This window comes from Streptomyces sp. NBC_01244 (genome assembly GCF_035987325.1).
Taxonomy (GTDB): domain Bacteria; phylum Actinomycetota; class Actinomycetes; order Streptomycetales; family Streptomycetaceae; genus Streptomyces.
This window is the reverse complement of record NZ_CP108488.1, coordinates 5,461,154-5,473,839: the sequence shown is the minus strand read 5'-3', so window position 1 is coordinate 5,473,839 and position 12,686 is coordinate 5,461,154. Positions and strand designations below refer to the sequence as shown.

9 protein-coding genes are annotated in these 12,686 nt (G+C 71.1%); 7 read left to right on the top strand and 2 right to left on the bottom strand.

Annotated elements, in window-relative coordinates; genetic code table 11:
* Nucleotides 1-52 precede the first annotated feature (52 nt).
* The 6 genes from OG247_RS24715 to OG247_RS24690 all read left to right on the top strand — a co-directional run bounded on the left by OG247_RS24715 (nt 53) and on the right by OG247_RS24690 (nt 5,899).
* The gene (locus tag OG247_RS24715; RefSeq protein WP_327254310.1) at nt 53-982 is read left to right on the top strand and encodes an A/G-specific adenine glycosylase; all 930 of its coding nucleotides are present in this window, start codon (nt 53-55) and stop codon (nt 980-982) included.
* A gap of 179 nt (nt 983-1,161) precedes the next feature.
* Entirely contained in the window at nt 1,162-1,722 is a 561-nt protein-coding gene (locus tag OG247_RS24710) for a SigE family RNA polymerase sigma factor (RefSeq protein ID WP_327254309.1), read from the top strand.
* A 38-nt stretch (nt 1,723-1,760) separates the two neighbouring features.
* The gene (locus OG247_RS24705) at nt 1,761-2,417 is read left to right on the top strand and encodes a hypothetical protein (protein ID WP_327257604.1); all 657 of its coding nucleotides are present in this window, start codon (nt 1,761-1,763) and stop codon (nt 2,415-2,417) included.
* 80 nt (nt 2,418-2,497) lie between these two features.
* Complete coding sequence (gene cseB, locus OG247_RS24700; protein ID WP_327254308.1) at nt 2,498-3,202, top strand: two-component system response regulator CseB; 705 nt, start codon at nt 2,498-2,500, stop codon at nt 3,200-3,202.
* Between the two features lie 49 nt (nt 3,203-3,251).
* Nucleotides 3,252-4,565 carry a two-component system sensor histidine kinase CseC gene (cseC, locus tag OG247_RS24695; protein ID WP_327254307.1) on the top strand — a complete coding sequence of 438 codons (1,314 nt, stop codon included), beginning with the start codon at nt 3,252-3,254 and terminating at the stop codon, nt 4,563-4,565.
* Between the two features lie 80 nt (nt 4,566-4,645).
* Complete coding sequence (locus OG247_RS24690; protein WP_327254306.1) at nt 4,646-5,899, top strand: LamG domain-containing protein; 1,254 nt, start codon at nt 4,646-4,648, stop codon at nt 5,897-5,899.
* A 24-nt stretch (nt 5,900-5,923) separates the two neighbouring features.
* Here OG247_RS24690 and OG247_RS24685 read toward each other — a convergent pair whose 3' ends face one another.
* Complete coding sequence (locus tag OG247_RS24685) at nt 5,924-6,544, bottom strand: M23 family metallopeptidase (protein WP_327254305.1); 621 nt, start codon at nt 6,542-6,544, stop codon at nt 5,924-5,926.
* A gap of 393 nt (nt 6,545-6,937) precedes the next feature.
* Here OG247_RS24685 and OG247_RS24680 point away from each other — a divergent pair, with 393 nt between their 5' ends.
* On the top strand, nt 6,938-9,919 hold the full coding sequence (locus tag OG247_RS24680; protein ID WP_327254304.1) for an NACHT domain-containing protein: 2,982 nt from the start codon (nt 6,938-6,940) through the stop codon (nt 9,917-9,919).
* Nucleotides 9,920-10,000: 81 nt separating this feature from the next.
* Here the strand turns inward: OG247_RS24680 and OG247_RS24675 are convergent, their stop codons facing one another.
* Nucleotides 10,001-12,526 (bottom strand): ATP-dependent Clp protease ATP-binding subunit, encoded by a 2,526-nt coding sequence (locus OG247_RS24675; RefSeq protein ID WP_327254303.1) that lies wholly within the window; start codon nt 12,524-12,526, stop codon nt 10,001-10,003.
* Between the last annotated feature and the right edge of the window lie 160 nt (nt 12,527-12,686).

The following is a 12,686-nucleotide window of genomic DNA, read 5'->3' as shown; positions in this document are numbered from 1 at the left end:
CGGATCGACACGACACCCCGCGGGCCCGAAACGTGCCAGGATGCCGTCTGCCATGACTGCAACCATTCCCACCACCGCGCTGCACTCCCCCGTCATCGCGTGGTTCGAAGCACACGCCCGCGACCTGCCCTGGCGCCGCCCCGAGGCCGGCCCCTGGGGGGTGATGGTCAGCGAGTTCATGCTCCAGCAGACCCCCGTCAACCGGGTCCTGCCGGTCTACGAGCAGTGGCTCGCCCGCTGGCCCCGTCCCGCCGACCTCGCCGCCGACGCCCCGGGCGAGGCCGTCCGCGCCTGGGGCCGCCTCGGTTATCCGCGCCGGGCCCTGCGCCTGCACGGCGCGGCCGTCGCCATAACGGAGCGGCACGGGGGCGACGTACCGCGCGAGCACGCACAGCTGCTGGCCCTGCCCGGGATCGGCGAGTACACGGCGGCCGCCGTGGCCTCCTTCGCGTACGGGCAGCGGCACGCGGTCCTCGACACCAACGTGCGCCGGGTCTTCGCGCGCACCGCGACCGGGGTCGAGTACCCGCCGAACGCCACGACCGCGGCCGAGCGCCGCCTGGCGCGGGCCCTGCTGCCCGAGGACGAGGACACCGCGGCCCGCTGGGCCGCGGCCTCCATGGAGCTCGGGGCGCTGGTGTGCACGGCCAAGAGCCCGGACTGCGGGAGCTGTCCGGTGGCCGGGCTGTGCGCGTGGCGGCTGGCGGGGAAGCCCGCCCACGAGGGACCGCCGCGACGCGGACAGACGTACGCCGGGACGGACCGGCAGGTGCGCGGCAAGCTCCTCGCGGTGCTGCGCGAGGCGGTGGGCGCCGTGCCGCAGTCCCTCCTCGACACCGTCTGGGAGGAGCCCGTACAGCGGGCCCGCGCGCTGGACGGGCTGGTCTCGGACGGGCTCGTGGAGCCGCTGCCGGGCCTCATGTACCGGCTTCCGGCCGCCCCCGCGAAGCCCGCCACAGACACCTCGCCGCCCACCCCCTGAGGCTGACTCAGGGATTCCGCTTGTCCGGAGAAACCGCAGCTCACGGGCGCTGTTACACAACCTATGGGTGTCCGTGCGCCCACCGAAGGCTGACCCGCACAGGGCCGTGACAACGCCTCCGTACCGTCGAATCCGTAAGACAGCGGAAGAGCGGTTGGTCGGAACGGAGGCGGTCTGAGATGGCGCACGGCGAGGTACTCGAATTCGAAGAGTACGTACGCACCCGGCAGGACGCGCTGCTGCGCAGTGCCCGTCGCCTGGTTCCGGACCCGACCGACGCACAGGACCTCCTGCAGACCGCGCTCGTCCGCACCTTCGGCCGCTGGGACGGAATTGCCGACAAGTCCCTTGCCGACGCCTACCTGCGCCGTGTCATGATCAACACCCGTACCGAATGGTGGCGGGCCCGCAAGCTCGACGAGGTTCCCACCGAGCAGCTCCCCGACGCCTCCGTCGAGGACGGTTCGGACCAGCGCGCCGACCGCGCCCTGCTCATGGACATCCTCAAGGTGCTCGCGCCCAAGCAGCGCAGTGTGGTGGTGCTGCGACACTGGGAGCAGATGAGCACCGAGGAGACGGCCGCGGCGCTCGGCATGTCGGCGGGAACCGTGAAGAGCACTCTGCACCGCGCACTGGCCCGCCTCCGGCAGGAACTGGAGAGCCGGGATCTGGACATGCGCGCGCTGGAGCGCGGTGACCACACCATCCTGTACGAGGGGCGTGAGCGGTGCGCGGCCTGATTGGCCCAAGACTGAGCGGCAAGAGCTCGGTGGTACTGATGTCGGCGGGGACGGTCGTCCTCGTCGGCACCGTGCTGTTCGCGGTCGGCTGCTCGTCGGGGGGTACGGGACTGCGGGACGGCGGCCCGGCCCGTACCGAGTCGGTCGCCAAGACCGCGGCCCCCTCCTCGGCGCCCTCCGAACACGACGCGGGCGACTCGACCCTCCTCACCCCCCAGGCCTCCGGCAAGCCGGCCTCCAAGGTCGACCCGATCGCCCTGCTCAAGGCGGACCCCAAGGTCGGCTCCGAGATCAAGCGCGATCTGAAGCCCTGCTCGGGCAACGAGTACCCGGTGGACGTCAGCTACGGGAAGATCACCGGCGGCCCGGAGGTCGACATCGTGGTCAACGTCCTGTCCTGTGCCGACGCGCTGGGCCGCGGGTCCTTCGTGTACCGCGCGGACGGGGCCTCGTACGAGAATGTGTTCTCGGACGAGCAGCCGCCCGTCTACGCCGAGATCGACCGGGGCGACCTGGTCGTCACCAAACCGGTCTACGGGAAGAGCGACGCGCTCTCCTATCCCTCGGGCGAGGACCTGATCACGTACCGCTGGAACGGGGAGCGGTTCACCGAGCAGGACCGGGTGCACACCGACTACAGCAGCGTGGTCGACGGCGGGACCGCTCCCGCCCCGGCCGTCAGCCCGAAGAACTGAGCAACCCGGAGAAACGGGCGAACAGAAGCCGGCGACCCGAAGAAACGGGCAACGAGTACCGAGGCGAGGCGAGGCTCCCGATGGCCGAGACCCATGTGCTGTTCGTGGAGGACGACGACGTCATCCGTGAGGCCACGACCCTGGCGCTGGAACGCGACGGGTTCGTGGTCACGGCCATGCCCGACGGGCTGTCCGGTCTGGAGTCCTTCCGGGCGGACCGGCCCGACATCGCGCTGCTCGACGTGATGGTGCCGGGAATGGACGGCGTGAGCCTGTGCCGCCGCATCCGCGACGAGTCCACCGTTCCCGTCATCATGCTGTCGGCGCGCGCCGACTCCATCGACGTGGTGCTGGGCCTGGAGGCGGGCGCCGACGACTACGTCACCAAGCCCTTCGACGGCTCCGTCCTCGTCGCCCGCATCCGCGCGGTGCTGCGCCGCTTCGGCCACGCCGGCGGCCCGCAGGGCGGCGGGTCCGAGGAGGACGCCTCCGCCGAGCGCGGGGTGCTGGCCTTCGGCGACCTGGAGGTCGACACGGAGGGCATGGAGGTGCGCAAGGCGGGCGCCTCGGTGGCACTGACCCCCACCGAGATGCGGCTGCTGCTGGAGTTCTCCACCTCCCCCGGCACCGTGCTCTCCCGCGACCGGCTGCTGGAGCGGGTCTGGGACTACGACTGGGGCGGCGACACCCGCGTCGTGGACGTCCACGTCCAGCGGCTGCGCACCAAGATCGGCCAGGACCGGATCGAAACGGTCCGGGGATTCGGATACAAGCTCAAGGCCTGATGCCTTGAGGAGAACGAGCACGGGGGACGAGCGCGGGAATGAAATCTGAATGAAGCGGTTCACCCTGCGGACCGGGATCCGCTGGAAGATCACGCTCGCCATCGCGTCGGTGGGCGCGCTGACCGCCATCGCACTGAGCCTGGTGGTGCACAGCGCTGCCCGCGTCTCGATGCTGGAGAGCGCGCGCGAGGTGCAGCTCGACCGGGTGCAGTTCATCTCCCGCAACGCCGAGGCGGGCCGCAAGCCCCCCATGGGCGCCAAGCTCAACGACCCGGACCTGCCCGGTGAGCTGCGCGAGAAGGCCCGGTCCGGGCGGCGCGGCACCTACATCCAGGACAACCCGCGCGGGCTCCCCGAGGTGTGGGCGGCCGTACCGCTCGGCAACGGGCAGGTGCTGTCGCTGCACACGCAGTTCCGGGAGAGCGCCAACATGGTGCGCGACCTGGACCGGGCCCTGGTCATCGGCTCCCTGGCCGTGGTGGTCGGCGGGTCGGCGCTCGGCGTGCTGATCGGCGGCCAGATCTCGCGCCGGCTGCGCAAGGCCGCGGCCGCCGCGCAGCGGGTGGCGCACGGGGACCCCGAGGTACGGGTGCGGGACGCGGTCGGGGGCGTCGTGCGCGACGAGACCGACGACCTCGCGCGGGCGGTCGACGCGATGGCGGACGCCCTCCAGCAGCGGCTGGAAGCGGAGCGGCGGGTGACCGCCGATATCGCGCACGAACTGCGCACCCCGGTGACCGGCCTGCTCACGGCCGCGGAACTGCTGCCGCCGGGCCGGCCGACCGAGCTCGTACGGGACCGCGCGCAGGCGCTGCGGGCGCTGGTCGAGGACGTGCTGGAGGTGGCCCGGCTGGACAGCGCGTCCGAGCGGGCGGAGCTCCAGGAGGTGGCGCTGGGCGAGTTCGTGGCCCGCCGGGTCAGCTCGCTGATGCCGGAGGCGAGCGTACGGATCGTCGCGGACGAGATCGTCAGCACCGATCCGCGCCGCCTGGAGCGGATCCTCGGCAACCTCCTCGCCAATGCCGCGCGGTACGGGAAGGCGCCGGTCCAGGTCGATGTCGAAGGCCGGGTCGTACGGGTCCGGGACCACGGGCCGGGCTTCCCCGAGGCCCTGCTCCGGGAGGGCCCGAGCCGGTTCCGGACCGGGTCCACGGACCGGGCCGGGGTCGGGCACGGGCTGGGGCTGACCATCGCGGAGGGCCAGGCGCGGGTGCTGGGCGCCCGGCTGACGTTCCGCAACGTGGCGGGCCCCGGCGGCTTCGTCCACGGCGGCTCGGCGGCGGGGGCGGTGGCGGTGCTGTGGCTGCCGGAGCACGCGCCGACGGCGACGGGGAGCTTCCCGATCGTCCGCCGCGAGGGCTGAGCCCGTACCGTCCGCGATCGGTGTCGTATCGCGACCCCGGGCTGTTCGCTTGCGGACGCCGATGTTTTAGCATCCGAACCATGACTGACGGTACGGATCGCCCGCACAGCCCCCAGCCCGAGCCCGCCCCGGAGAGCGGCGGCTACGGGTTCCCGCCGGGGATACCCGCGCCGGGCGGCTACGGGTTCCCGCCCGGCCGGCCCGAAGAGCAGGACCAGCACGACCAGCCCGCGCCCGGCGGTGGCTACGGCTACCCGCCGGCCGGCGGGTACGGCTACCCGCCGGGCCCGCCCGTGGCCGGAAGCTTCGGCCCGCCGCTGCCGTTCCCCGAGGACGGCGGCCCGAACGGCCCCGGCCCGAACGGACCGGACCTGAACGGGCCGGGCCTGAACCCGCCGCCCGTGGCCTTCGGTGACCAGCCCGACTGGGAGGCGATGGCCGACCGGTCGGCCTCGGAGCGGCGCAAGAAGCGGCTGCTGACGGTGGTCGGAGCGGTGACCGTGCTCCTGCTGCTCGCCGGCGGCGGAACGTTCTACCTGCTGAAGGGCGGCAAGCCGGGCAGCAAGGACGTGGCCGACAACGCCCCCTCGGCGTCCGCGTCCCCGTCCGGATCCGGGTCGCCGGACCCCGAGGCCTCCCCGTCGAAGGGCTACTCCCCCACCGTGGCGAGCGACGTCTCCCTGCTCAGGGACAGCGTCGGCAAGACCAGCATCCGCATGGGCCCCGAGGCCACGGTGCCCAAGGCGAAGACGCGCTACGAGCTCACCCTCAAGGGCAATCCCAACTCCTACGCCCAGGCGATCGAGCCGGGCGTGGACACCACCAAGAGCTTCACCCTCTCGGCCCGCGTCAACAACGCGTCCAATGCGAAGGGCGCTCACATCGTGATGAGCCAGGGCACCGGGGACTCGTTCGCCTTCGAGCTCGGCGCCGACGACGTGGGCGGCACGCAGGCCTGGGTGTTCCGCGTGCGGACCAACGAGAAGGGCGACACGCCCACGGTGGTGACGGTCTCCTCCCAGGACAAGAGGACGGTCAAGACCTGGGCGGTGCTGACGGCCGTGCACGACGCCGAGAACAAGATGATCCGCTTCTACGTGGACGGCAAGAAGGCCGGCGAGGCCCCCGTCCCGGGGATCTGGCAGAACGGCGGCCCCTTGCAGCTCGGCCGGGCCCGCCACCAGGACGCGTGGGCCGGGGCGTTCAAGGGTGCGATGAACCAGATCCGGATCTACGAATCGCCCTTCTCCGACGACCAGGCCGCCGCCTACCGCAAGGGCGAGCTGGACGCCGGGGCACGTGCCACCGCGACCCACGCCTGGGTGATCGGCTGATCGGCCGATCGACTGATCGGCCGATCAGATGGTGACGCCGACCGTCCGCAGGAAGGACACCGGGTTCACGGCCGAGCCGTAGTTCGGGGTGGTCCGGATCTCGAAGTGGAGGTGCGGGCCGCTCGAGTTTCCGGTGTTGCCGGAGAGGGCGATCCGCTCGCCCTTGGCGACCTTCTCGCCGATCTTGACCTGGATCTTCGAGAGGTGCGCGTACTGCGAGTACGTGTTGTTCGCGTGCTTGATCACGATGGCGTTGCCGTAGGCCGGGCCGTCGCCGCCGCCGTTCGGGCCGGCCTTGACGACGGTGCCCGCCGAGACGGCGTCGACCGGGGTGCCGACCGGGACGGCGAAGTCCTGGCCGGAGTGCTTGTGCGACCACATGGTGCCGCCCTTGCCGAAGGTCGCGGAGAGCGTGTACTTCGACACCGGCTTCTCCCACAGGGCGGCGGCCGGCTTCGCGGCAAGGGCCGCGGCCTGGGCGGCGGCCTGCTCGGCGACCAGCTGGACGGTGCCGGTGAGCTCGGTCTGGGGCACCTCGTCGGCGAAGGCGGCGGTCGTTCCGGCACCGAGGGCCAGGGCTGCGCCGAGGGCGGTGGCGCCGATGGCGATACGGGTACGACGGATGCTGACGCGCTTCGCGGACATGAAGGAAACCTCCGGGCCGGGGACGGGGACGGTGCTGCGGGTACTGCGGGTACCGCGGGTACTGCGGAGTGCTGCGGAGTGCTGCGGGCAAGAAAGGACCCGGCACGCTGAGCAGGTGCCGGGCTTGCTTGCTCATCCTTGGTAACCCGGGCACCCCGGCTTCCCCAAACGTCCCCGTTACTACCCCGGGTCGTAGGTGCGGAGGGTGCTGTCAGGCCTGTTGACCGCCCCACCACTGGGCCGACGGTGGGGCAAATCGGACGTCGATCTCTACGAATGCTCCTAGTAGGTCCGATTTGCCCTGTGCGGCTTGTCACCGGCCCGGGACCTCTGCCGATCTCCGCCGGGTCCAAAGTCCTGCGACCCACGTCACGTGGGAGCTACGCTCCGCCCGTGGACGCATCCGTGGTGGGGATCCGGCTGGCCTCGGGGGTAGTGGCCCCCCTCGTGAAGAAGCTCTTCCGCGGGGAGGGCGCGGGCGCAGGCCTCGTCGACCGGCCCGTGCGGATCTCCACTTACGCCTCCGTGCGCGAGCAGCGCGTTCTGTCCCGGTACGACCTGCGTCGGCTGGCCGACAAGCTCGTCGCGGAGGCCTTACGGGCCCCCGGCGAGCGGCCGCTGCCGCCGGGCGAGGAGGCGGGCGTCGCGGCCGCGCTGGCCGTCACCCTGTACTCCCTCGGGACCCTGGCCCTCGAGGACGCCCAAGCGGTCGAGATGGGCGCGCAGGCCTTCGCCGCCGAACTGCGCAAGGCGGCGCCGAACACGGGCCTGGGGCGGGACGCCGAGCTCTTCCACGACCGGCTGCTGGAAACCACCTGTCTGCACATCCTGCAGTTCTTCACGACCCGCTCCACCTACATCCCGGCGGCCCTGGTCGAGAACGCCCGCCGCCAGGCCGAGACCATCGCCAAGATCGACGCCCTGCTCGCCCGGATCCCCCGCCAGGACGGCCGGGACGCAGAGTTCGAAGCCAGGTACCTGGAGTACCTCGCCAAACGGCACAGCACCTTGACGATCTTCGGGCTCGATCTGCCGCCCGGCTCGGCGCGCTGGCCGCTGGACGTGGCGTACCTGGCCCTCGAGGTCGTCTTCAGTCCCCTCGACCGCGATAGCCTCGCCGGCCGGGCCCTCCCCGGGTCGACGGCCCAGCCGTGGAACCCTGCCCACACCGCGGACGGGGCGCCGCCCCGCAGCTACCGCGTCCTGCTGCGCGGCGAGGCCGGGTCGGGCAAGACCACGCTGATTCAGCAGCTGGCTGTCTCCGCCGCCCAGGAGGGATCCCACGACCACGTCATCCCGTACGTGCTGCCCCTACGGAACCTGACCAGGCACGGGGACCCGCTGCCCGCCGCTGCGGACTTCCTGGCCGCCACCGCGCTCAAGGGACAGGCTCCGGAGGGCTGGGAGGACCGGGTCCTGCGCGCAGGGCGCGGCCTGATCCTGGTCGACGGCATCGACGAGATCCCGGAGTCCGATCGGGCCCGCGCCCGCGACTGGCTCGTCGAGCTCTTCGCCGCCTATCCCGACAACCGGTGGCTGGTCACCTCCCGGCCCTCGGCGGTACGCCAGGACTGGCTCGCCGGAGAGGAGTTCACCGAGCTGGCGCTCGTCCCCATGAACCGGGCCGCCGTGGCCGACTTCGTCACCCGCTGGCACGCGGCGGCCGCGGCGGGCGAGGACCTCCGGGACCAGCTGCTGACCTCCCTGGCCACCAAGCCGGAACTGGCCCGCCTCGCCACCAACCCGCTGCTGTGCGGGCTGATCTGCGCCCTGCACCGCGAGCGCCGGGGCTTCCTGCCGTCGGGCCGCAAGGAGCTCTACACGGCCGCCCTGTCGATGCTGCTGCACCGCCGCGACCGCGAACGGCAGCTGCGCCTGCCGGAACTCCCCGAGGAGCCCCAGCTCCAGCTCCTCCAGCGGCTCGCCTACTGGCTGATCCGCAACGGCCGCACGCAGATCTCCCGGAAGCGGGCCGAAGAGCTGATCGCCGCCGCGCTGCCCGCCGTACCGGCCGCCCAGGTACTCGGTGACTCCCCGGCCGTACTGCAGCACTTCCTGGAGCGGACCGGACTCCTTCGCGCGCCCACGGAGGACACCCTGGAGTTCGTCCACCGCACCTTCCAGGACTTCCTCGGGGCCCGGGCCGCACTGGACGAGGGCGGCCTCGGCGAGCTCACGCGGCACGCGGACGACGACCAGTGGGAGGACGTCATCCGCATGGCGGTGGCCCAGGGCCGCCCCCACGACCGCGAGGCGATCATCGGCGACCTGCTGGTCCGAGACTCCGACCGGTCGGTGCTGCTGGCCCTCGCGTCACTGGAGTACGCGGCCGAACTGGACCCCGGGCTGCGCCAGGACGTCCACAAGGCCGCCCTGCGCCTCATGCCTCCGAAGGACGAGGAGGCGGCGCGCTCGCTCGGACGGATCGGACCCCTGATCCTGGAGCTGCTGCCGCCCACCGCGAAGACGGTCCGCACCGCCCGCCTCTCGGTGATCGCGGCGGCGGAGACCGGGTCCGAGGCGGCCGTCGGCTACCTGGCCGGCTACTGCGACCACCCGAACGAACAGCTCCGCGCGGCACTGACCCGCGTCTGGGAACGGTTCGACACCGAGCACTACGCGGCCGAAGTGCTCGCGCGCATGGTCCCGCCCCCCGACGACCTCCCCATCACCCGGGACGCCGAGCTCACGGCGCTGACGGGCTTCACCGGCCCGCCCGGCCTGTACGTCCACCACGAAGTCAGCCGGGGCGCCCTGACCCGCTTCCTGGCCCGCCAGCCCGTGGCGGGTCTCGGCCTGCGGCGGTTCTCGGGCGGGACCGACGCCGCGTTCCTGCGCGGCCAGGCCTCGCTGCGCTGGCTCGACATCGACGAATGGCCCGAGCTTCGGGACCTGAGCGCGCTGCACGGGCTGCCCCTGGTGGCCGTGACCCTCCGCCTCGGCAACGACGTCCCCCTCGGCCCGGTCCTCGCGTCCTGGCACCGGCTGCGCGCGTTCACGCTGTACTCGGCTCACGGTCCGTGGTCCTTCGCGGACTTCTCCCCCGAAGCCCGCCTCGAGAGGCTCCACCTGGAAGGAGCCGCCCCGGACCTGGCCGGCCTGGGCCGGCTCACGAGCCTGCGGCAGCTGTGGCTCGGCCAAGGGTGGCGCCCCAGAGGCAAGGCCGCGTGGAAGGAGCTCTCGGCACTGGAGAACCTGGAAGAGATCGCCGTCCACACCGGGGCGCTGGCCGGCCTCGCCGCGTACGCGCACCTGCCGTCGCTCCGGACCGTCATGATCTACGACGGCGAGGCGTGGGACTCGGTCCTGCGGGCCCAGGTGGCCCACAGCTTCCCGGAGGCGGCGCTGAAGTCGGTGGCGGAGGCCCGGCGCTGACCGGTGCCCACGACGAAGGGGCGGCCCCGGAACCTTTCGGTCCCGGGGCCGCCCCTTCGTACCGCTGTGAGCGGCTAGCGCTTACGCACCCTTGGTGAGGTCCGGGCCGGAGCCCGTCGCCTCGATGGGGGGAAGGTCCGAGATCGGAGTCTTCTCCTCACCGCGGAAGGTGAACTTGGCTTCCTCGCCCTCACCCTCCTTGCCGACGACCACGATGTGACCGGGGCGCAGCTCGCCGAAGAGGATCTTCTCCGACAGGATGTCCTCGATCTCGCGCTGGATCGTGCGGCGCAGCGGGCGGGCACCCATGATCGGGTCGTAGCCGCGCTTGGCGAGCAGTGCCTTCGCGTCCGCGCTGAGCTCGATGCCCATGTCGCGGTCCTTCAGGCGGTCGTCCACCTTGGCGATCATCAGGTCGACGATCTGGACGATGTCTTCCTCGGTGAGCTGGTGGAAGACGACCGTGTCGTCGACACGGTTGAGGAACTCGGGCCGGAAGTGCTGCTTGAGCTCTTCGTTGACCTTCGCCTTCATCCGGTCGTATCCGGTCTTGGTGTCTCCCTGGGCCGCGAAGCCGAGGTTGAACCCCTTCGAGATGTCCCGCGTACCCAGGTTGGTCGTCATGATGATGACCGTGTTCTTGAAGTCCACGACCCGGCCCTGGGAGTCGGTCAGGCGACCGTCTTCCAGGATCTGGAGAAGGGAATTGAAGATATCCGGGTGGGCCTTCTCGACCTCGTCGAAGAGGACGACGGAGAACGGCTTCCGGCGGACCTTCTCGGTCAGCTGGCCGCCCTCTTCGTAGCCCACGTAGCCGGGGGGCGAACCGAAGAGACGGGAAACCGTGTGCTTCTCGCTGAACTCCGACATGTCGAGGGAGATCAGCGCGTCCTCGTCGCCGAAGAGGAATTCGGCGAGCGTCTTGGAGAGCTCGGTCTTACCGACACCGGACGGGCCGGCGAAGATGAACGAGCCACCGGGACGCTTCGGGTCCTTCAGACCCGCACGGGTACGGCGGATCGCCTGGGAGAGCGCCTTGATGGCGTCCTTCTGGCCGATGACGCGGCGGTGGAGCTCGTCCTCCATGCGCAGGAGCCTCGAGGACTCCTCCTCGGTCAGCTTGAACACCGGAATGCCGGTCGCGGTCGCCAGGACTTCGGCGATGAGCTCGCCGTCGACCTCGGCGACGACGTCCATGTCGCCGGCCTTCCATTCCTTCTCGCGCTTGGCCTTCGCCGCCAGCAGCTGCTTCTCCGAATCACGGAGGGAAGCCGCCTTCTCGAAGTCCTGGGAGTCGATGGCCGACTCCTTGTCGCGACGCACGTTCGCGATCTTCTCGTCGAACTCGCGGAGGTCCGGCGGCGCGGTCATCCGACGGATGCGCATCCGGGAGCCGGCCTCGTCGATCAGGTCGATCGCCTTGTCCGGGAGGAAGCGGTCCGAGATGTACCGGTCGGCCAGGGTGGCCGCCTGCACGAGGGCCTCGTCCGTGATGGAGACGCGGTGGTGGGCCTCGTAGCGGTCGCGCAGGCCCTTGAGGATCTCGATGGTGTGCTGGAGGGAAGGCTCCGCCACCTGGATCGGCTGGAAACGGCGCTCGAGAGCGGCGTCCTTCTCAAGGTGCTTGCGGTACTCGTCCAGCGTCGTGGCACCGATGGTCTGGAGCTCACCACGGGCCAGCATGGGCTTCAGGATGCTGGCGGCGTCGATCGCGCCCTCGGCGGCGCCCGCACCCACGAGGGTGTGGAGCTCGTCGATGAACAGGATGATGTCGCCGCGGGTGCGGATCTCCTTGAGCACCTTCTTGAGGCGCTCTTCGAAGTCACCGCGGTAGCGGGAACCGGCGACCAGGGCACCCAGGTCAAGCGTGTAGAGGTGCTTGTCCTTGAGGGTCTCGGGGACCTCGCCCTTGACGATCGCCTGGGCCAGGCCCTCGACGACGGCGGTCTTGCCGACGCCGGGCTCGCCGATGAGGACCGGGTTGTTCTTGGTCCGGCGGGACAGCACCTGCATGACCCGCTCGATCTCCTTCTCGCGCCCGATGACCGGGTCGAGCTTGGATTCGCGAGCCGCCTGCGTGAGGTTGCGGCCGAACTGGTCCAGAACGAGCGAGGTCGAGGGCGTGCCCTCGGCCGGGCCGCCGGCCGTGGCCGACTCCTTGCCTCCGCCGGAGTAGCCGGAGAGCAGCTGGATGACCTGCTGCCGGACTCGGTTGAGATCGGCGCCCAGCTTCACCAGGACCTGGGCGGCGACGCCCTCGCCCTCGCGAATGAGGCCGAGCAGGATGTGCTCGGTGCCGATGTAGTTGTGGCCGAGCTGGAGGGCCTCTCGGAGCGAAAGCTCCAGGACCTTCTTCGCCCGCGGGGTGAAGGGGATGTGGCCGGAAGGGGCCTGCTGCCCCTGTCCGATGATCTCCTCAACCTGCTGGCGAACAGCCTCGAGCGAAATCCCGAGGCTCTCCAAGGCCTTAGCGGCGACACCCTCACCCTCGTGGATCAAGCCCAGGAGGATGTGCTCGGTGCCGATGTAGTTGTGGTTGAGCATCCGGGCTTCTTCCTGAGCCAGGACGACAACCCGCCGCGCGCGGTCGGTGAACCTCTCGAACATCGTTTATCGCTCCTCAGAGCGGTCGGGCAGTTCGGGGTCGGTCCCCGCCCTGTCCTTCCGCATGCTAGTCCCGCGGGGCGGGACAGCTCATTCCAACTGCCGACATCCGTCCGCGGCTCACCCTCACGTCCGTGGGAAAACCCGGCTGTAAGTGCCGACA